The organism is Streptomyces sp. D2-8, from assembly GCF_023184515.1.
Taxonomy (GTDB): domain Bacteria; phylum Actinomycetota; class Actinomycetes; order Streptomycetales; family Streptomycetaceae; genus Streptomyces.
Genome location: NZ_JAAHBP010000001.1, coordinates 732,476 through 752,260 on the forward strand (window position 1 = coordinate 732,476; position 19,785 = coordinate 752,260).

The window sequence follows — 19,785 nt, forward strand, 5'->3', positions numbered from 1 at the left end:
TCCTCTCGGTCGTACGACGGTCAGCGCGCCCATCGTGCCGTATCCCCTGCCGCGGGGGACGACAGGGGATACCGGTGAGTAGGAGGGTCGGGCGGGGTCAGGCGGAGACCGTCTCGCCCGGCAGCGACAGGTCCAGGTCGACCGGGCGCTCGTCGCCCGCGTGGGTCGCGGACGAGGCGAGCGGGCCGTGACCCGTGGCCCGGGCGGCCACGACGTAGGAGCCCTGGGCCGGGACGGTGAGCGCGTAGCTGCCGTCCTCGGCGGAGAGCGTCGCGCCGGCCCGGCGGCCGCGGCGGTCGATCAGCGTGACCTTGGCGCGGGCGACCGGAGAGCCGTCGGCGCCCAGCACCCGGCCGCGGAAGCCGCGCAGGACCTGCTCGGCGCGCTCCAGCGCCGCGTCCTCGCTGCTGGCGCGCAACTGCGGCTTGTCCGTCGGCCGTCGGCCCGGCAGGAACAGCGCCAGGAGCAGGCCCACGGCCACCGCGCCCGTCGCGATCAGGAAGGAGACCCGGAAGCCGTGCATGGTCGGGATCTCGACGCCGCCGACGTTGTTCGCGGTGTTCGCCAGCACCATGCCGATCACGGCGCTCGACACCGAGGTGCCGATGGACCGCATCAGGGTGTTGAGCCCGTTCGCCGCACCCGTCTCCGACGCCGGGACCGCGCCCACGATCAGCGCGGGCAGCGAGGAGTAGGCGAGGCCGATGCCCGCGCCCAGGAGGACCGAGATGACCAGGCTCTGCCAGGCGGCGCTCATCAGGCCGAGGCCGGCGCCGTAGCCGATCGCGATGATCAGCAGGCCGAGGATCAGGGTGAACTTGGGGCCGTACTTCGCGGACAGCCGGGCGTAGACGGGCGCCGTGAACATCATCGTCAGGCCGAGCGGCGCGACGAGCAGACCCGCGACGACCATCGACTGGCCGAGGCCGTAGCCGGTGGACTCCGGCAGCTGGAGCAGCTGGGGCAGGACCAGGGAGACGACGTAGAAGGAGACGCCGACCATGATCGAGGCGAGGTTGGTGAAGAGCACGGCCGGGCGGGCCGTGGTGCGCAGGTCGACCAGCGGGGCCTTCACGCGCAGCTCCATCACGCCCCACAGCACGAGCACGACCGCCGAGGCGGCGAACAGGCCGAGCGTGGTGCCGGAGGCCCAGCCCCAGTCGCTGCCCTTGGTGATCGGCAGCAGGAACAGGACGAGACCGGCGGAGAGGCCGAGCGCGCCCGGCAGGTCGAAGGTGCCCTCGGCGCGCATCGGGGACTCCGGTACGACGAGGAGGGTGAGGGCGATGGCGAGCACCCCGAGGCCGGCGGCGCCGTAGTAGAGGGCGTGCCAGTCGCTGTGCTGGGCGACCAGGGCGGCGGCGGGCAGGGCGAGGCCGCCGCCGACGCCTATGGAGGAGCTCATCAGGGCCATCGCCGAGCCGAGCTTCTCGCGGGGCAGCATGTCGCGCATCAGGCCGATGCCGAGCGGGATCGCGCCCATCGCGAAGCCCTGGAGCGTACGACCGGTGATCATGAGCAGCAGATCGCTGGTGAGCGCGCTGACCAGGGCGCCGACGACCATCACGGCCAGGCTCAGGATCAGCATGCGGCGCTTGCCGTAGAGGTCGCCGAGGCGGCCCATGATGGGGGTGGCGACCGCGCCCGAGAGGAGGGTCGAGGTGAGGACCCAGGTGGCGTTGCTGGGGGCGGTGTCCAGCAGCTGCGGAAGATCCTTGATCACCGGAACGAGCAGGGTCTGCATCACCGCGACAACGATGCCCGCGAAGGCGAGCACCGGGACCACGGCCCCGCTCGCTCTGCCGGCCGGGCGGTCTGTCGTCGTCTGCGTCATTGAGAGGGGCCTCCAGGCCGGGGAGCGTCGGGTTACGTGGACTCTGAACCTTGTATGTCCAGGCAACTATTCCGTTGCTTTGGCACCCTAACGAAAACTTGACCTCCTCTTGGGGAAGGGCGCCGGGCCCTGGGCTGCCCGGACAAAGCCCTAGGTCGAAATCCCGATGCAGGGGATGTGGAGCGGTTGAGAGCATGACACCCATGCTCGACGCCGCCGAAACGACCCGTACGCCACGCCGTACCGCACCTCCCACCTGGCTCGTCGTGGCGCTCACGTGCGCCGGGCAGTTCCTCGTCGTGCTGGACGTGTCCGTCGTCAACGTGGCGCTGCCGTCGATGCGGACCGGGCTGGGGCTCAGCGAGCAGGGCCTGCAGTGGGTGGTGAACGCCTACGCCATCGCCTTCGCCGGGTTCATGCTGCTCGGCGGGCGCGCCGGTGACCTCTACGGCCGCAAGCGCATGTTCCTCGTCGGGCTCGGCCTGTTCACCCTGGCCTCGGCGGCCGGCGGGCTGGCACAGGACGACTGGCAGCTGCTGGTGGCGCGGGCCGTGCAGGGGCTGGGCGCGGCGGTGCTGGCGCCCTCGACGCTGACGATCCTCACGGCGTCGGTGCCGGAGGGCGCCATGGGGGTTCCCCCTGCTCGAGCGGAGCCGAGAGCTTGGGGGAGGGCCCGGGCCATCGGGACCTGGACGGCGGTCGGGGCCGGCGGCGGCGCGGCGGGCGGTCTGGTCGGCGGGCTGCTGGTGGAGACGCTCTCCTGGCGCTGGGTCCTGCTGATCAACGTGCCTGTCGGAGCCGTGGTGCTGTGCGCCGCCGCCTGGTTCCTCACCGAGGGCCGGGCCGGGGACGGTCGGCGCCTCGACCTGCCGGGCGCGCTGCTCGTCACGGCCGGTCTGGGCACGCTGGCCTATGGCATCTCCCAGACGGAGGCGGAAGGCTGGACGGCACCGGCCACCCTGCTGCCGCTGCTCGCCGGGCCGGCCCTGCTCGGGGCGTTCCTCGCGGTCGAGGCCCGTACGGCGAGCCCGCTGATGCCGCTCGGCCTCCTGCGCATCCGCTCGGTCTCCTCGGCGAACGTCTCGATGTTCCTGTGCGGCTCCGCGATGTTCTGCATGTGGTTCTTCATGACCCTCTACGCGCAGAACGTCCTCGGCTACACCCCGCTCGAAGCCGGCCTCGCCCTGGTCCCGAGCTCCCTCGCCGTCATCCTCGGCTCCAAGCTCGCACCCCGCTTGATGCGGCCGATCGGCCCGCGCAACGTCGCCGCGCTGGGCACCCTGGTCGCCGTGGCCGGCTTCGCCTGGCAGTCCACGATGACCCCCGACGCCCCCTACCTCACGGCCATCCTCGTCCCCGGCATCCTCATGATGCTCGGCGCGGGCCTGGCGGCGACCCCCCTCGCCTCCCTTGCCACGTCCGGCGCTGCCCCCGAGGAGGCGGGCCTGGTCTCCGGCCTGGTCAACACGTCCCGCACAATGGGCGGTTCGCTGGGCCTGGCGGTCCTGTCCACCCTGGCTGCGTCCGAGTCGGCGGGCAGCACGACCCCGCAGGCCCTGACCGAGGGCTACGCACTCGCGTTCCGCGTGGGGGCCGTGGTGCTGGCGGCCGGGGTCGTGCTGATGTGGGTGTGGCTGCCGCGGCGGGCGGGCGAGCGGCAGGGCGCCTGAGAAACCACGGGTGGCGTGGCCCGGAACGGGGGCGTGACGGCCCTCCCCGGGCGCGCCGGCGCTGTTTCGGTCCGGGGCCGCAGTGGTCCGTCCGCGGGGTGCCTCCACGTCTCCCCAAGGGCGGTGCAGGGCCTCCCGGTTACGCCAGAAGACCGCCCTGACCTGGCCTTTCGTGAGGTCCGGACCTACTGTGGGCGGACGCGGAAGGGGGCCGGATGGACCGGAACATACGCACTGTCGACGACGTACTCGCCCTGCTCGACGGGCTGTTCGCACCCGAGGCCGACCGATGGACGGGGCGCGGTGCCGACTGGTGGGACCGCTTCTACGCCGACCGGTCGCGGACGGTGCCGTTCTTCGTGGCGAAGCCGGATGAGAGCCTGGTGGCCGCCGTGGAGCGGAGGCAGGCCGGCGGGAGACGGGCGCTCGACCTCGGATGCGGGCCGGGGCGCAACGCGCTGTATCTGGCCGCGCGGGGGTTCGAGGTCGACGCGGTCGACCTGTCCCCGGCAGCCCTGGACTGGGCCCGGGAACGCGCCCGCGAGGCGGGAGCCGAGGGCGTACGGTTCCACCGCGGGGACGCCTTCGCGCTCGCCGCCACGGAACTCACCGGACCGTACGACCTCGTCTACGACTCCGGCTGCTTCCACCATCTCCCTCCGCACCGCCGGGTCGGCTACCTCGCCCTGCTGGAGCAACTCCTGGCACCCGGTGGCCTGTTCGGCCTCACGTGTTTCGCCGCCGGGGCCGGAGGGATGGGGTCGGAGCTGCCCGACGGCGACTTCTACCGCGAGGGGGCGGGGCTGAGGGGCGGACTGGCCTACACTCCCGAGGCGTTGCGCGGGATCTTCTCCGGCCTGACCGAGCTCGAACTGCGGCGGATGCGCGACGAGCCGGAGGAGTCGGAGTGCTTCGGCGAGTCCTTCCTGTGGACCGCGTTCTTCAGGCGGGCATAGGGCACAGGCGGACGCAGAGCGTCAGAGGCAGTCCTCGCGGCGGACCCTGGTCCTCGGCGAGCAGCACGCGGATGGGTCGGTCGGTCACGGGCTCAGGGTGGGGCGGCCGGTGTCCAGCAGCGAGGTCAGCGTCCGCGTGAACGCCCTCGCCGAACAGTCCGCGTGGTCGCGGATGCGCGCCGCGACCGTGTCGGCGCCGCCGCCCTCCAGGAGGCGGACGAGCCGGTCGAGGTCCTGCCCGTGCCCCTCCTGGGTGGTCAGGTAGAAGTCCGTCGCGTCGTACGCCATGTGGAAGACGTGCTTCTTCACATCACTCAGCGTCAGGTAGTCGTCGTGCGTCTTGGGGGTCGGCTCGGGCGCTCCGACACACACCGCCGGGGTACCGGCGCCCCATGCGTTGACGGCCAGGTGGTACGTGTCCGTGATGACCAGCCGGTAGCGGGGCAGGACCCCGACCAGGTCGCCGACGGTGGGGTCCCCCGGGCGGGCCGCGATGTGGCTCACCCGGGCGGGCACGTCCCGGTCGAACCAGGGCAGCCACTCCAGCGGGGCGCCCAGGCGGTCGGACAGGCCCTGGCAGAAGGCGGGCAGCCAGTCGGGGATCGGCGTACGGGCGCCGAGGAAGACGCCGATCGCACCGCCGTCGGGCACCGACCGGGACCACTGCGTGGTCGGGAGGTGGCCGAGGTCGCCGGGGCGGGACAGCAGGGCCGCGTCCGCACCGAAGTGGTCGGTCGTACGGTCCCCCCGCAGATGCGCGATCTTCGCCGCCGAGAGCGGATCACGCACCCACATCCGGTGGCTGCGTGTGACGAGGCGGGAGAACAGCGGGCCGTACTCCTTGTCCTCGTAGTCGGACTGCGTGTTGTGCAGGATCGTCCCGCCGTAGCTGAGGGTCCGTGCGAGGAGCTCGTCCGGCTGGTCCGCGAACAGCAGGGCCCGGTTCAGCTGTGCCCGGGCGTCGTCCCGGTCCGCGGCGAAGCCGAAGTCGAGCAGGCGGTTCGTCGCGTCCTGCGCCAGGTAGTGCCGGGTATGCAGGAAGTCGCCCCAGAAGACGACCGCGTCATGGTCGCGCAGCGTGTCGAGGTGCTCGGCCAGCGGAAGGAAACGGAACGGGAACCCGGTACCGCGCGCACCGTCGCGCAGCGGCACGGTCTCCGGCGTGTGCAGCGTGTACCAGGTGGCGTCGACGGCGGTGTCCATCCGCCGCCGCAGGGACTCGAACGCCAAGTCCACGGTCAGCATGCCCGTGTTGCGGTACCCGATGTTCGGCGCGGTGATGACGGCGACGCGTCCCATGTGCTCCAGTTCCCCTAGCAGTTGCCGACGCCCTGGGTCGTGTCCGCAAAGTCCCGCCTGCCCCGCGACGCCTGGCACGCACTCTCGCCGCACCGGGCGAAGCCCCAAGTACGATCCAGTACGAGGGTCTCCGCCCGGCACGTCGAGAGCACGCACCAGACGCCGCGGGGCCCGCCCTCCGGGCGAACGACGGGACTTTGCGGACACGACCCAGGCGTGTGGTGGCGCGGACCACCGGTCAACGTACACGTCCGCTTCGCTGCGAAAACGTCCCGCCCCCGCCGGTCGCTCCTCCGCCGGGTCCGGCGGAAGTTCCGCCGTCAGCGCGAACCCGCCCACGGCCCGCGACCCCGCCGACACTCCGGCAGGACACATGTCATCGCCACGCCGTTCTGACGCGGCGTCAGTAGTCTTCACAAGTGCCGGGGCCTCGGCTATACAGAGGGCGCGGGACTGGAACGCGTTTCAGTTCGCGTCCCGGTCCGGTCCCAGACGGCCTCGGTGCGGCCGACGGTGCGGACGGCCGTACCGAGGTCCTTCCTCCGGCGATCAGGAGCCCCATGCCCATCGACGCAGCCAAGGCGCTCGCCGCCGGACCCCGGACCGGCGAGCTCTCCTGGGACCACAAGGACGTGCAGCTCTACCACCTCGGCATCGGCGCGGGCAGCCCCGCCACCGACCCCGACGAACTGCGCTACACCCTGGAGTCCCGGCTGCACGTCCTGCCGAGCTTCGCCACCGTCGCGGGCGCCGGAAAGCCCGGCGTGACCAGCGGTCTGTCCATGCCCGGCATCGAGGTCGAGCTGGCCCGCGTCCTGCACGGCGGCCAGAGCCTCGTCATCCACCGGCCCCTCCCGGCGACGGGCACCGCCACCGCGACCAACCGGATCGCCGCCGTGTACGACAAGGGCACGGCGGCCGTCCTCGTCCTGCGCACCGAAGTCGCCGACGCCGACGGCCCGTTGTGGACCAACGACGCCCAGATCTTCATCCGCGGCGAGGGCGGCTGGGGCGGCGACCGCGGCCCCTCGGCCCGACTCGAGCCGCCCGTGGGCGAACCCGACCGGACCGTCGAACGGCCGATCCGCGACGACCAGGCCCTGCTCTACCGCCTCTCCGGCGACTGGAACCCGCTGCACGCCGACCCGGAGTTCGCCAAGGTCGCCGGATTCGAGCGGCCCATCCTGCACGGCCTGTGCACCTACGGCATGACGCTCAAGGCGGTCGTCGACACGCTGCTCGGCGGGGACGTGAGCCGGGTGCGGTCCTACACCACCCGCTTCGCCGGGGTCGTGTACCCGGGGGAGACCCTGCGGATCCGCATGTGGCCCACGCCGGAGTCCACCCGGGTCGCCGTCAGCGCCGTCGAGAGGGACGACGCGCCCGTCCTCGCCGACACCATCGTCGAACACACCTGAGTCCACACCGCCGTACGAGGGGAGCCCGCACCATGCGCGCAGCCGTACTGCACGAGATCGGCCAGGACAAGCTGGAGGTCCTCGACGACGTCGAGGCGGTGGGGTTCGGACCCGGAAAGGTGCGGATCCGGGTGCGCGCCACGGGGCTGTGCCACTCGGACCTGTCCGCGATGAGCGGAGTGCTGCCGCAGCCCGCGCCGTTCGTGCCCGGGCACGAGGGCGCGGGGGAGATCCTCGAAGTCGGCGAGGGCGTCAGCCACCTGAAGGCCGGCGACCGGGTCGTGGTGTGCTGGCTGCCCGCCTGCGGCGCCTGCCCCGCCTGCAAGCGCGGCCAGACCGAGCTGTGCCTCGCCGGCTTCATGAACGCCGGCACCCCCAACTTCAAGCGTCCGGGCGGGGACGTCTTCGGCTTCGCCGGCACCGGCACCTTCACCGAGGAGGTCGTCGTCGACGCCGGCTGCGCGGTGCCGATACCCGACGACGTGCCCTTCGACATCGCCGCCCTCATCGGCTGCGGAGTGACCACCGGCCTCGGCGCCGCGCTCAACACGGCCGACCTGGAGGCCGGTTCGTCGGTGGCGGTCATCGGCTGCGGTGGCGTCGGCATCTCCGTGATCCAGGGCGCCCGGCTCAAGGGAGCCGCCGAGATCGTCGCCGTCGACCCGATCGCCGCGCGCCGCGAGTCCGCGCTGAAGTTCGGGGCCACCCGGGCCGTCTCGCCCGACGAACTGCCCGACGCGAAACAGCAGATCACCGCCGGCGAGGGCTTCGACTACGTCTTCGAGGTCGTCGGCAGGTCGGCCACGGCACGCACCGCGTACGAGAACACCCGGCGCGGCGGCACCCTCGTCGTGGTCGGCGCCGGCGCCATGGACGACTTCCTCCAGCTCAACATGTTCGAGCTGTTCTTCGACGAGAAGCGGATCCTGCCGTCCATGTACGGCGGCGGAGACGTCCTGCGCTCCTACGAACGCACCATCGCCCTGTGGCGCTCCGGCCGGGTCGACCTGGCGGGCCTGATCACCCACCGGGTCCCGTTCGCCGACATCAACGAGGCCCTGGACCAGATGCGGACCGGGACCGCCCTGCGTACGTGCATCGAGATGTGAGGACCCCCACCATGCCGCTGCCGCTCCAGGGACTGTCCGCGATCGTCACCGGCGCGGGCCGCGGGCTCGGCCGGGCCGAGGCGCTGGAACTCGCCCGGCTCGGCGCCGCCGTCGTCGTCAACGACTACGGGCAGCCCGGCCGCGACGGCACGGGCGAGGCGTCCGCGGGGCCCGCCGAGGAGGTCGCCGCCGAGATCCGGGCAGCGGGCGGGACCGCGCTCGCGCACACCGGCGACGTCTCCGACTTCGCGCAGGCGCGCACCCTCGTCGAGTCGGCCGTCGCCGCGTTCGGCAGGCTCGACATCCTCGTCAACAACGCGGGCATCCTGCGCGACCGCATGGTGTTCTCGATGGCCGAGGAGGAGTGGGACTCCGTCCTCCGCGTGCACCTCAAGGGCCACTTCAACACCACCCGGTTCGCCGCCGCACACTGGCGGGAGCGGTCCAAGCGGGCCGGGGAGCCGGTGTTCGGGCGGATCGTGAACACCTCCTCGGAGGCGTTCCTCGCCGGTTCCGCCGGGCAGCCCAACTACGCGGCGGCCAAGGGCGGAATCGTCGGCCTCACCACCTCCACCGCCCTCGCCCTCGGCAGGTACGGCGTCACGGCCAACGCCATCTGCCCGCGCGCCCGCACCCGGATGACCGAGGACGTCTTCGCGGGCATCGGACAGCCCTCCGGCGCCGGCCTCGACCCGCTCGCCCCCGAGCACGTCGCCCCGCTCGTCGGCTATCTGGCCTCACCCGCCGCCGCCCACGTCAACGGGCAGCTCCTCGTGGTGCACGGCGGGATGGTCGCCGTCGTCGAACGGCCGCGGGTCGCCGCCAAGTTCGACAGCAAGCAGGACGCCTTCACCTACGACGAGCTGGAGGCCGTCCTCGGGCCGTACTACGCGGACCGGCCGGTCGGGGAGACCTTCGCGGCGGCGGAGGTGCTGGGCCTGGGACGCGGGTGAGAGACACGGAACGGCCCTCCCCGCTCAGCGGGAAGGGCCGTTCGCTGTCTGGTGACTGACGTGCCGTCAGGCCGCAGTCACGGCTTGCTCGGTCTCCGCCACCGGCTTGCGGTGGCGTCCGCGCGGAGCCGTCTCGCCGTCCTGCGTGGAGACCTCACCACGGTGCCGGCCGTGGCCGGAGGAGGTCTGCTGGACGTCGGCAGTACGCGGCTGGGTCGTGCTGGCGTCGCTCATCGGATGGAATTCACCCCGTCAACATGATCTTTTTTACAGCCGGGTGAGTTTAACCGGCACCCCTGACCTCGGATCCAGCCAGCCACGCCAACCGGCACTAGTTCGTTACAAGGCGTCCCAACGGCGCCTCCTGGAGGGGCACAGGGCGTGCCGCCGCAGGGGTCGGGGGCGGGGCGGACTGCGCTGGTGAGGCGGGTGATTCGGGCTCCTCGGGGTGCCCGGGGTGCCCGGGGTGCCCGGGGTGCCCGGGGTGCCCGGGGTGCCCCGGGTCTTCCGGAAGCGGGGGTGCCGGGTCCGGCTCCGGCGCCGGGGCGAGCACGGCCCCGGGCGGGCTCACCTGCGCCACCCCGCACGGCACGGCCTCCGTCGCGTACGGCAGCCGTAGCACCCCCTCCGGCGTCCACAGGCCCGTCCCCGCCAACCACCCCTCGGGAGCGGGGAGATGGTGCACCCGCCGCTCGGCGGGCCGCCAGACACCGACCCAGCTGCCCGTCGGTCCGTCCACCCGCAGCGCCACCGCACAGCTCTCCGGCGTCAGCACCTGCCCCGGCTGGATCGCGAACGGCGTGACGGAGCAGTCCCGCACCCGCAGGCACTCCGGGAAGCGCACCGGCAGCGTGCTGCCCAGGACGCCCCAGCCGATCCGGCCCTGCCCCGGCGAGGGCGCGTCCGAGCGGACGATCAGCAGCCCGCTGTCGTGGTCGGCGAGCAGCAGCCGGTCGTCGCTCCCGGCGGCGATCTGCAGCAGCGGCGACACCTCGCCCCCGCACTCCAGGTCCACGACAACGGCCTTGACGCGACCGCCGGTCTCCCGGTCCAGCGCCAGCAGCCGTTCCGTCCGGTCCAGCCAGACCCCGCCCGAGCAGCGGCCGGGCAGCTCGGCCAGCAGCTCGGGCCCGAAGGCGCCGCCCGCCACCAGCCACACCGATGTCGCACGCGGCCCGACAGCGAGCGCGTAGGCCCGTTCGCCGCCCGGGGCGGGCGGCAGCAGCCGCAACCGGGCGGTCCCGTCCGGGCACTCGACCGCGCCCAGGGGCAGCTCGCCGGTACCGGGCCCGGTCGGGTACAGCAGCGAGAAGGCGTGCCGCCCGGCCACCACCCGGTGGATGAGGACCCGCCCGTCGCCCATCGGCTGCACCTCGGTGCCGGGCTCCTCCGGCTGGTTGCGGGGCAGGGGCACCGCGTACGGCTCGGGGCCGTCCAGGGTCCAGCGCTCCGGGAACCAGGAGTCGCCGGCCGACGCGAGGCGCGCGCCGTAGGCACCGTCCGCGGTGAGCGTGCAGCCTGTCGGCGCGGTCACGTGCTCGTCCTCGTGTCCCGCCGAAGATTCGATCACACAGACCGTCATCGTTCGGTCACCTCCAGTGACGAACGTAGGTCGCACGCGCGGGCGGGGAATTCCACGGGCGCAGACTTCACACATAAGGGTGTTCCAGGAACGATTCGCCTGAGGAGAAGGGGGTGATTGTGCTGAGCGGGGCCATGGGTGCCAGGAGCGGGCGGTGGCGGTGCAACGCCACAGATCAGGCGGGTAGCCTTGGCCCCGTGCCCCGTCTGTCTGAAGTCATCGCCGCGCTGGAGACCCTGTGGCCCGCCGAGCGGGCCGAGTCCTGGGACGCGGTCGGCACCGTCGCGGGCGACCCGGACCAGGAGGTCACGCGGGTCCTGTTCGCCGTCGACCCGGTCCAGGAGATCGTCGACGAGGCGGTGAAACTGGGCGCCGGCCTGCTCGTGACCCACCACCCGCTCTATCTGCGCGGCACGACGACGGTCGCGGCGACGCACTTCAAGGGCCGTGTCGTGCACACCCTCATCAAGAACGACATCGCGCTGCACGTCGCCCACACCAACGCCGACACCGCCGACCCGGGTGTCTCCGACGCCCTCGCGGCCGCGCTGGACCTCAGGGTCACCGGGCCGCTCGTGCCCGACCCCACCGACCCCGAGGGCCGCCGGGGCCTCGGCCGCCTCTGCGCCCTGGACCACCCGGTGACCGTCCGCGAGTTCGCCGCCCGCGCCGCCCAGCGGCTGCCCGCCACCGCGCAGGGCATCCGCGTCGCCGGCGACCCCGAGGCGCCCGTGCGCACGGTCGCCGTCAGCGGCGGCTCCGGCGACAGCCTCTTCGACCACGTCCGCGCGGCCGGGGTCGACGCATTCCTCACCGCGGACCTGCGCCACCACCCCGCGGCCGAGTTCCTGGCGGATCGCGCCCACAGCCCCCTCGCGCTGCTCGACGCGGCGCACTGGGCCACCGAGTGGCCCTGGTGCGAGCTGGCCGCGAGCCAGCTCGACGAGATCTCCGACCGGAACGGATGGGACCTGCGCGTCCACGTCTCGAAGACGGTCACCGACCCCTGGACCGCGCACGCGGCCTCGACCACTTCTGACCCCCTTGGAGCCCCGAACTGAACGCCGCGCCCGCCGACCAGATCCGACTCCTCGACCTCCAGGACCTCGACGTCCGCCTCCAGCAGCTGGCGCACAAGCGCAAGTCGCTGCCCGAGCACGCCGAGATCGAGTCGCTGACCAAGGACCACACCCAGCTGCGCGACCTGCTCGTCGCCGCGCAGACCGAGGAGAGCGACACCGCCCGCGAGCAGACCAAGGCCGAGCAGGACGTGGACCAGGTGCGCCAGCGCGCCACCCGCGACCAGCAGCGCCTCGACTCCGGCGCCGTCACCTCCCCCAAGGACCTGGAGAACCTCCAGCGCGAGATCGCCTCCCTCGCCAAGCGGCAGGGTGACCTGGAGGACGTGGTGCTGGAGGTCATGGAGCGCCGCGAGTCCGCGCAGGAGCGGGTCGCCGAGCTGACCGAGCGCGACACCTCCGTCCAGTCGAAGATCGACGACGCGACCGCGCGCCGCGACGCGTCCTTCGAGCAGATCGACGGCGAGGTCGCCACCGTCACCAAGGAGCGCGAGGTCATCGCCGGCTCGATTCCGGCCGATCTGCTCAAGCTCTACGACAAGCTGCGCGAGCAGCAGGGCGGCGTCGGCGCGGCGAAGCTGTACGCGCGCAGCTGCCAGGGCTGCCGGCAGGAACTCGCCATCACCGAGCTGGCGGAGATCCGCAAGGCGGCGCCCGACACGGTGATCCGCTGCGAGAACTGCCGCCGCATCCTGGTGCGCACGTCCGAGTCCGGTATCTAGGCCTTCAGGGAGCCCTTCCGGTGCGGGAGTTCATCGTCGAGGCCGACGGCGGCTCGCGGGGCAACCCGGGGCCCGCCGGTTACGGGGCCGTGGTCAGCGACGCGGAAACGGGGGAGACCCTGCGTGAGGCCGCCGAGTACATCGGCGTCGCCACGAACAACGTCGCCGAGTACCGCGGCCTCCTCGCCGGCCTGCGCGCCGCCCACGCGCTGGACCCGGCCGCGACGGTCCACGTCCGGATGGACTCCAAGCTCGTCGTCGAGCAGATGTCGGGCCGCTGGAAGATCAAGCACCCCGACATGAAGCCACTGGCGGCGCAGGCGGCCCGGGTCTTCCCGCCCGGGAGGGTCACGTACGAGTGGATTCCGCGGGAACGGAACAAGCACGCCGACCGGCTGGCCAACGAGGCGATGGACGCGGGGGCCAGGGGCGAGCGGTGGTCGGAGTCGGAGTCCACGGCTGAGCTGGACACGGTTGCCGGGGGCGCTTCTCGCGCCGCGAAGACCGACGCCGACGCCCGTGCAGTGAGGGCGGACGCTGACGCCGGTGCTGCCGGTGCTGCCGGTGCTGCCGGTGCTGCCGGTGCTGCCGGTGCCGACGCCCGTGCCGCCGAGGCCGACGGGGGTGCCGACGCCCGTGGCACCGAGGCCGATGCCGACGCCCGCATCGCCAAGGTCGACGCCGACGCCCGCATCGCCAAGGCCGACGCCGACGCCCGTGCCGCCAAGGCCGTCGCCAGCCCCGGCTGGGCCCCCGCCGACATGGGAACCCCTGCCACCTTCGTGCTGCTGCGGCATGGCGAGACGCTGCTCACTCCGCAGAAGCGGTTCTCCGGGAGCGGCGGAACCGATCCCTCCCTCTCCGACACCGGCCGGGAACAGGCCGAACGGGCCGCTGCGATGCTGGCCCGGCGGGGCACCATCCAGGCCGTCGTGTCGTCGCCGCTCGCCCGTACGCGGGAGACCGCCGGGATCGTCGCCGCCCGGCTCGGACTCGACGTAGGCATCGACGACGGGCTGCGCGAGACCGACTTCGGCGCCTGGGAGGGACTCACCTTCGCCGAGGTGCGCGAGCGCCACCCCGACGACCTGAACGCCTGGCTGGCCTCCCCGGACGCCGAACCCACCGGCGGTGGCGAGAGCTTCGCGGCGACGGCCACCCGGCTCGCCGCCACCCGCGACAAGCTGGTCGCGGCCCACGCGGGCCGCACGGTCCTGCTCGTCACCCACGTGACGCCGATCAAGACGCTCGTCCGGCTCGCCCTGGGCGCTCCGCCGGAGTCGCTGTTCCGCATGGAACTGTCGGCCGCGTCCCTGTCGGTGGTCGCGTACTACGCGGACGGCAACGCCAGCGTCCGCCTCCTCAACGACACGTCCCACCTGCGCTGAGCGCCGCCGCGGCCCGGGCCAGCGCCTCGACGCGGCCCCAGTCGCGAGCCGCCACGGCATCCCGCGGCAGCATCCAGCTCCCGCCCACGCAGCCGACGTTGGGCAGCGCCAGATAGTCCGCGGCGGTGGCCGGGCCGATCCCGCCCGTGGGGCAGAAACGGGCCTGGGGGAGCGGCCCCGACAGCGACTTCAGATACGCCGTGCCGCCCGCTGCCTGCGCCGGGAAGAACTTCATCTCCCACACCCCGCGCTCCAGCAGCGCCACGACCTCTGACGCCGTCGACACCCCCGGCAGGAACGGCACCCCGGACGCCCGCATCGCCTCCAGCAGGACGTCGGTCCAGCCGGGGCTGACCAGAAAACGGGAGCCCGCGGCCACCGCCGCCGTGACCTGCTCGGGGCTGATCACCGTCCCGGCCCCGACGACCGCCCCGGGCACCTCCCGGGCGATCTCCCGGATCGCCGCCAGGGCCACGGGCGTCCGCAACGTCACCTCGATGGCGGGCAGCCCGCCCGCGACCAGCGCCCGCGCCAGCGGTACCGCGTCGCCGGCATCCTCGATGACGACGACAGGGACGACGGGCGCCAGGTCCAGCACGGAGGCGGGCAGGGGAGAGGAGGCCATGGCGTCATCCTGCCGTCGCCCGAGCACAGTGCGCAAAGGTCATTGCGCACACTGCAATGCTGGCTAGTGGACCTCGTCCACCAGCACATCCAGCGACCACGCCTGCCCCGACTTCGCCGGAGCCTGCGCCTCCACGACGTACCCGAGATCCCGGAGCGCCTCCACCAGCTCGGCCGGTCCCTTCGGGTCGGCCCCGGAGGTCAGCAGACCGCGCACGATCCGCCCCTTCGTCGCCTTGTTGAAGTGGCTGACCACCTTCCGCGTGGGCGCGTGCAGCACCCGCACGGACGCCGTGCGCCCGGCGACCTCGCCCTTCGGCTTCCAGGCGGCGGCGTACGCGGCGGACCGCAGATCCAGCACCAGCCCGCTCCCGGCCACCTCGGGCAGCACCGACGCCATCGGCGTCCGCCAGTGCGCGCCCAGCGCCCCGAGCCCCGGCAGCTTCACGCCCATCGAGCAGCGGTAGGACGGAATCCGGTCCGTCACCCGCACGGCACCCCACAGCCCGGAGAACACGAGCAGCGACCGCGCCGCACGCCGCTTGGCGGCCGTGTCGAGGGACGCCAGGCCGAGGGCGTCGTAGAGCACGCCGGTGTAGATCTCCCCGGCCGTCCGCGTCCCCGCCGTGCGCAACTCCGCGTTCTTCGCGACCTCGCCCCGCAGCCCCTCGCTGAGCCCCAGCACCTCACGCGCCTTGTCCTCGTCGCCGGCGCACAGCTCGACCAACTCGGTGAGAACGGCCTCCCGGGCGGCGGTCAGCCCCGGCAGCGACAGCGACTCCGGCTTCAGCGGGGCACCGCGGCCGGAGGAGGCCTTGCCTTCGGACGGCGGCAGCAGGACAAGCACGCGTACTCCTTCGATCGAACTCCGCCGACAGCGTACGGGGGGCGTACAGGGAGCTCAGACGCGCGCCCGGCCGAGGGCGCGGACCAGGCCGTCGGCGTCGTCGGCGTGGAAGCGGACGAGCCGCACCTCGCGGCGCCGCCCGAAGAAGGTGACGTGCGTGACCGGTGTCGTCAGTTCGAGCGTGACGGTGGTCTGCGAGCCGACCTCGACGTTCAGCTCGCCGTCGGCCGGTTCGTGCGTCATCCGCAGCTCACGCCGCACGGAGCCGATCCGCTCCAGCGGCACCAGCAGATCGACATGGACGTACCGCCGTATCCGCAGCGAGCCGCCGTCCGCATCCAGCACATGCGGCCGTACGACGGACGAGGCGTGCAGCGCGACGACGAACACGATCGTGTACACGTCCAGGAAGAGGAACACCGCGTGCACGGCCGGCCAGTCCCGCAGCAGCACGGACAGCGCGACCGTCTCGACCAGGCACACGAACGCGAACCCGGCCATCATCGCGCCCTGCCCGCGCGCGTACCCGAAGGCCGACCCGCTCCTCGTCCCGTGCGTACGCCGCGCCACCCACAGGCAGAGACTCGCGAGCAACCGCACCTCGTGCCGGACCAGCAGCCCTCCGACCCTCATCGCCGCTCCTCGGTGAGGATCCGCAGCGTACGGCGGACGGCCTCCGCCTGGGCCGGGGCGAGGTCGTCGTAGAACGCGCGCAGAACGCCGTCGTGCTGATCGAGCTCACCGGCCTCCGGGAACAGCGTCGGGGGAATGCAGCCGGCGAGCGCCCGGGCCGCCTCGGCGACGCGCGGGTCATCGGGCTCGGCGCCGGCGAGCGCGTCGAGCAGCGCGTAGGCCTCACCGGCCCGCGCCACGGCCCCCGGACTCCCCAGCGCCTCACCCACCGACGACACCAACCGCTCCCGGTCCTCGGCCGGCATGGCGGTCTCCAGGAACGCGATGATCTCGCGGTCCTTGGCGGCCATGCGCGAGTCCGACAGATGCGCGGTCCCGGCGAACAGCGCGGCCAGCTCGGGCGATACCGGCCCCTCGGCGGGCACCCCGCCCTCCGCGTCCAGCAATGCCCGCAACCGCGCCCGCCGCTCCCGGAGGGCCTCCTCCTGCCGCGCCAGATCCTCGTCCAGCTCGGTGAGCACCTCGACGAGGTCCTTCCCGGCATCGTCCGCGAGCACGTCCCGCACCTCCGCGAGCCCCAGCCCCAGCTCGGTCAGCCGCCTGATCCGCGCCAGCACGACGGCATGCCGCAACCCGTACTCCCGGTACCCGTTGGCCCGCCGCTCGGGCTCGGGCAACAGCCCCAGATGGTGGTAGTGCCGCACGGCCCGCGTGGTGACGCCGACGGTGACGGCGAGTTCTCCGATCCGCATGCCACCAGTGAAGACGTTGACGCTGAGGCAAGGTCAAGCGAGCGGCTCGGTGCCTGACGGCGGCGTTGATCGTGTGCCACGATCGAGGGAAGGGATCCCGATCTCACGGACAGGTGATCAGCCGATGTCCCAGTCTGGCGAGCGACCGAAGGAGGGGCGTGACATGACTGCCATGGCCCACGAGCCGCTCTCGCAGGAAGACGTCCTGCTGGAGGGCTTTCTCGCCCTGGACACCCCGGAGGGTTTCCGGGCCGAGCTGATCGAGGGGGAGATCGTTGTGACGCCGCCGCCGGACGGGGATCACGAGAAGTACATCAGCCGGATCGTGAGGCAAGTGATCAGGCACTCGCGGACCGACATGGACTTCTCGGGCAACAAGGGGCTGAAGGTGCGCAGCGGAGGCTCCTGCCCCAAGAACCACCTGGTTCCGGACGTCGCCTTCGGCCCCATCGAACGCGACTTGTTCGCCGGAGCCGACTCGTGGATGCCCTGCGACGGCGTCGCGATGGTGATGGAGGTGACCTCCACCAAGCCGCAGGCCGACCGCGAGGCCAAACGCCGTTGCTATGCCCGCGCGGGCATCCCGCTCTATCTGCTCGTCGACCGGGACACGGCGCAAGTCACGGTGTTCAGCGAGCCGAAGGATGACGACTACCGCGAGCACTGCGCCCGCCCCTTCGGCAAGCCCATCGCTCTTCCGGAACCGTTCGCCTTCGACCTGGACACGGCCGACCTCCTCTGATCCCCTGTGGGCGGGGGTGCGACATGGGGATACGAGAACAGGCCCGCTGGACCAGGGCACGCCTGGGGCGTGCCGGCCCGCCCCTCGACCTCCTCACCGCCCACTTCGACAGCCACGTCTACGCGCCCCACGCCCACGACGAGTTCACCATCGGCGTCACGGTCGGCGGCTCGGAGGTCATCGCGTACCGGGGCGGTCACATCCACTCCTACCCCGGCTCGATCGTCGTCCTGGAACCCGGCGAGATGCACACCGGCGGCCCGGCCGCCTGCGACGGCTACGCCTACCAGGCCCTCTACGCCGAACCGGCCCTCCTCACCGACGGCACCCTCGGCGGCCTCCCGCACTTCTGGAACCCCGTCCTCCACGACCCGGAACTGGCGGCAGCCCTCCGCGCAGCCCACACCGACATCAGCACCTGCCCCGACCCGCTGGAGGCCGAGTCCCGGCTGCCCTGGCTGCTGACGGCCCTGGCCCGCCGCCACTCCACGGCCCGGGCGACCGACGACACCGTGCCCGGCGCCGGCCACATCGCCAGGTCGGTACGCGACCGCCTGGCGGACGAACTGCTGGACCCCCCGTCCCTGGCCGCCCTCGCCACCGACCTGGGCCTCTCCCGCTACCAACTCCTGCGCGCCTTCCGCACGACGATGGGCCTACCGCCGTACGCCTGGCTCGCCCAGCACCGGGTCGCCAGGGCCCGCGGCCTCCTGGAAGCCGGACTGCGCCCCGCCGAGGTCGCCGGCCTCGTCGGCTTCGCCGACCAGGCGCACCTCACCCGCTGGTTCCGCCGGGTGCTGGGGGTGACCCCGGCGGCGTACCGCAACAGCGTTCAAGACACCGCGGGGTGAGGCGCCCGAGACTCACCGCATGACTGCACGCGGCTGGTTCCTGTTCTCCCTCATGGGAGTGATCTGGGGCGTCCCCTACCTGATGATCAAGGTGGCGGTGGACGACCTGTCCCCGTCCATGGTGGTGTTCACGCGCTGCGCCCTCGGCGCCGCGCTCCTGCTCCCCTTCGCCCTGCGCCAGGGCGGCTACGGCCGCACGGTCCGGACCCACTGGAAGCCGATGCTGGCCTTCGCCGTCATCGAGATCATCGGCCCGTGGTGGACCTTGACCGACGCCGAACGCCATCTGTCCAGCTCGACCGCCGGACTCCTGATCGCGGGAGTGCCGATCGTCGCCCTCCTCCTGGCCCGCTTCTTCGGCGCGGGGGAGCGGGTGGGCGCCCGCCGCATCGCGGGCCTGGCCCTCGGCCTCGCGGGGGTCACCGTCCTGACTCTGCCGCACCTCACCGGCGGCGACGCCCTGTCGATGGCCGAGGTGCTGGTGACGGTCGTCGGCTATGCCACGGCCCCGCTGATAGCGGCCCGGTACCTCAAGGACGTCCCGACCCTCCAGCTGATCACCCCCTGCCTCACGCTCGCCGCCGTCGTCTACGCCCCCGCGGCCTTCCTGACCAGGCCCGCCACCATGCCGTCGGGCGAGGTCCTGGCAGCCCTCACCGGTCTCGGCGTCATCTGCACCGCGGTCGCGTTCGTGGCCTTCCTGGAGCTGATCAAGGAGATCGGCCCGACCCGGGCTGGCGTGATCACGTACGTCAACCCGGCGGTGGCGGTCGCCGCGGGCGCGCTGTTCCTGGACGAGGAGCTGACCCTCGGCATCGGCGTCGCCTTCACTCTGATCCTGGCGGGCTCGGTGCTGGCGACGGCCGCGGCGCCGAAGCGGGACGTCCGCCGGGTACCATGGTCGACACGGCAGACGAGCCGGGCGGACGGCCGCGTGGAGTCCCCCTGACGGGGAGCTTCCCGAGGAACGTCCGGGCTCCACAGGGCAGGGTGGTGGCTAACGGCCACCCGGGGTGACCCGCGGGACAGTGCCACAGAAAGCAAACCGCCGGGGACCTCGGTCCTCGGTAAGGGTGAAACGGTGGTGTAAGAGACCACCAGTGCTTGAGGTGACTCAGGCAGCTAGGTAAACCCCACCCGGAGCAAGGTCAAGAGGGGCCGCCTTTTCGAAGGTGACCCTGCGCGGACGATCGAGGGCTGCCCGCCCGAGTCCGCGGGTAGACCGCACGAGGCCGGCGGCAACGCCGGCCCTAGATGGATGGCCGTCGCCCGGGGCTCCGCGAGGAACCCCGGGAACAGAACCCGGCGTACAGCCCGACTCGTCTG

At 72.7% G+C, this 19,785-nt stretch carries 18 protein-coding genes, 1 other RNA gene and 1 pseudogene; 12 read left to right on the forward strand and 8 right to left on the reverse strand.

Annotated features, from left to right (window positions below; all coding sequences use genetic code 11):
* Window positions 1-97: 97 nt before the first annotated feature.
* The gene (locus G3I77_RS03310) at window positions 98-1,834 is read right to left on the reverse strand and encodes an MFS transporter (RefSeq protein WP_248500945.1); all 1,737 of its coding nucleotides are present in this window, start codon (window positions 1,832-1,834) and stop codon (window positions 98-100) included.
* A gap of 194 nt (window positions 1,835-2,028) precedes the next feature.
* On the opposite strand from G3I77_RS03310, the gene G3I77_RS03315 reads away from it, so the two are divergent.
* On the forward strand, window positions 2,029-3,504 hold the full coding sequence (locus G3I77_RS03315; protein WP_248500946.1) for an MFS transporter: 1,476 nt from the start codon (window positions 2,029-2,031) through the stop codon (window positions 3,502-3,504).
* Between the two features lie 215 nt (window positions 3,505-3,719).
* Window positions 3,720-4,460, forward strand: coding sequence for a class I SAM-dependent methyltransferase (locus G3I77_RS03320; RefSeq protein ID WP_248500947.1), 741 nt, complete (start codon window positions 3,720-3,722; stop codon window positions 4,458-4,460).
* An 84-nt stretch (window positions 4,461-4,544) separates the two neighbouring features.
* On the opposite strand, the gene G3I77_RS03325 is transcribed toward G3I77_RS03320, so the two are convergent.
* Window positions 4,545-5,759 (reverse strand): polysaccharide pyruvyl transferase family protein, encoded by a 1,215-nt coding sequence (locus G3I77_RS03325; protein WP_248500948.1) that lies wholly within the window; start codon window positions 5,757-5,759, stop codon window positions 4,545-4,547.
* A gap of 560 nt (window positions 5,760-6,319) precedes the next feature.
* On the opposite strand from G3I77_RS03325, the gene G3I77_RS03330 reads away from it, so the two are divergent.
* Genes G3I77_RS03330 through G3I77_RS03340 form a run of 3 tightly spaced genes read left to right on the forward strand, consistent with a single transcriptional unit; the run spans window position 6,320 to window position 9,239 of the window.
* A complete protein-coding gene (locus G3I77_RS03330) occupies window positions 6,320-7,177 on the forward strand; it encodes a MaoC/PaaZ C-terminal domain-containing protein (RefSeq protein WP_248500949.1) in 858 nt (285 codons plus the stop codon).
* 32 nt (window positions 7,178-7,209) lie between these two features.
* Complete coding sequence (locus G3I77_RS03335) at window positions 7,210-8,286, forward strand: Zn-dependent alcohol dehydrogenase (protein ID WP_248500950.1); 1,077 nt, start codon at window positions 7,210-7,212, stop codon at window positions 8,284-8,286.
* A gap of 11 nt (window positions 8,287-8,297) precedes the next feature.
* Window positions 8,298-9,239, forward strand: coding sequence for a 3-oxoacyl-ACP reductase (locus G3I77_RS03340; RefSeq protein ID WP_248500951.1), 942 nt, complete (start codon window positions 8,298-8,300; stop codon window positions 9,237-9,239).
* Window positions 9,240-9,305: 66 nt separating this feature from the next.
* Here the strand turns inward: G3I77_RS03340 and G3I77_RS03345 are convergent, their stop codons facing one another.
* Complete coding sequence (locus G3I77_RS03345) at window positions 9,306-9,473, reverse strand: hypothetical protein (RefSeq protein ID WP_248500952.1); 168 nt, start codon at window positions 9,471-9,473, stop codon at window positions 9,306-9,308.
* A 97-nt stretch (window positions 9,474-9,570) separates the two neighbouring features.
* Window positions 9,571-10,821 carry a hypothetical protein gene (locus tag G3I77_RS03350; protein ID WP_248500953.1) on the reverse strand — a complete coding sequence of 417 codons (1,251 nt, stop codon included), beginning with the start codon at window positions 10,819-10,821 and terminating at the stop codon, window positions 9,571-9,573.
* Between the two features lie 197 nt (window positions 10,822-11,018).
* On the opposite strand from G3I77_RS03350, the gene G3I77_RS03355 reads away from it, so the two are divergent.
* Genes G3I77_RS03355 through G3I77_RS03365 form a run of 3 tightly spaced genes read left to right on the forward strand, consistent with a single transcriptional unit; the run spans window position 11,019 to window position 14,010 of the window.
* Window positions 11,019-11,882 carry a Nif3-like dinuclear metal center hexameric protein gene (locus G3I77_RS03355; protein ID WP_248500954.1) on the forward strand — a complete coding sequence of 288 codons (864 nt, stop codon included), beginning with the start codon at window positions 11,019-11,021 and terminating at the stop codon, window positions 11,880-11,882.
* Window positions 11,879-12,622 carry a C4-type zinc ribbon domain-containing protein gene (locus tag G3I77_RS40830; protein ID WP_308311359.1) on the forward strand — a complete coding sequence of 248 codons (744 nt, stop codon included), beginning with the start codon at window positions 11,879-11,881 and terminating at the stop codon, window positions 12,620-12,622. Before G3I77_RS03355 ends, G3I77_RS40830 begins: the two co-directional genes overlap by 4 nt.
* Window positions 12,623-12,642: 20 nt before the next feature.
* Window positions 12,643-14,010: a bifunctional RNase H/acid phosphatase gene (locus G3I77_RS03365; RefSeq protein WP_248500956.1), complete on the forward strand. Its 1,368-nt coding sequence runs from the start codon at window positions 12,643-12,645 to the stop codon at window positions 14,008-14,010.
* Here the strand turns inward: G3I77_RS03365 and eda are convergent.
* From eda to G3I77_RS03385, 4 genes are all read right to left on the reverse strand, one after another.
* A complete protein-coding gene (gene eda / locus G3I77_RS03370) occupies window positions 13,985-14,635 on the reverse strand; it encodes a bifunctional 4-hydroxy-2-oxoglutarate aldolase/2-dehydro-3-deoxy-phosphogluconate aldolase (RefSeq protein ID WP_248500957.1) in 651 nt (216 codons plus the stop codon). The genes G3I77_RS03365 and eda overlap by 26 nt on opposite strands.
* Before the next feature lie 63 nt (window positions 14,636-14,698).
* Window positions 14,699-15,481 carry a peroxide stress protein YaaA gene (gene yaaA / locus G3I77_RS03375; protein WP_248500958.1) on the reverse strand — a complete coding sequence of 261 codons (783 nt, stop codon included), beginning with the start codon at window positions 15,479-15,481 and terminating at the stop codon, window positions 14,699-14,701.
* Window positions 15,482-15,535: 54 nt separating this feature from the next.
* The gene (locus G3I77_RS03380) at window positions 15,536-16,114 is read right to left on the reverse strand and encodes a hypothetical protein (protein ID WP_248500959.1); all 579 of its coding nucleotides are present in this window, start codon (window positions 16,112-16,114) and stop codon (window positions 15,536-15,538) included.
* Complete coding sequence (locus tag G3I77_RS03385) at window positions 16,111-16,866, reverse strand: MerR family transcriptional regulator (protein ID WP_248500960.1); 756 nt, start codon at window positions 16,864-16,866, stop codon at window positions 16,111-16,113. The genes G3I77_RS03380 and G3I77_RS03385 overlap by 4 nt, the downstream gene beginning before the upstream one ends.
* A 163-nt stretch (window positions 16,867-17,029) precedes the next feature.
* Between G3I77_RS03385 and G3I77_RS03390 the strand changes: the two genes are divergently transcribed.
* The 4 genes and pseudogenes from G3I77_RS03390 (at window position 17,030) to rnpB (ending at window position 19,785) form a co-directional block, all read left to right on the forward strand.
* A complete protein-coding gene (locus tag G3I77_RS03390; protein WP_248500961.1) occupies window positions 17,030-17,608 on the forward strand; it encodes a Uma2 family endonuclease in 579 nt (192 codons plus the stop codon).
* A gap of 23 nt (window positions 17,609-17,631) precedes the next feature.
* Window positions 17,632-18,459 (forward strand): AraC family transcriptional regulator, encoded by an 828-nt coding sequence (locus G3I77_RS03395; protein WP_248500962.1) that lies wholly within the window; start codon window positions 17,632-17,634, stop codon window positions 18,457-18,459.
* 82 nt (window positions 18,460-18,541) lie between these two features.
* A pseudogene (locus G3I77_RS41075) lies at window positions 18,542-19,258 on the forward strand (DMT family transporter); the annotation flags it as partial.
* A 115-nt stretch (window positions 19,259-19,373) separates the two neighbouring features.
* Window positions 19,374-19,785, forward strand: an RNA gene (gene rnpB / locus G3I77_RS03405) — RNase P RNA component class A.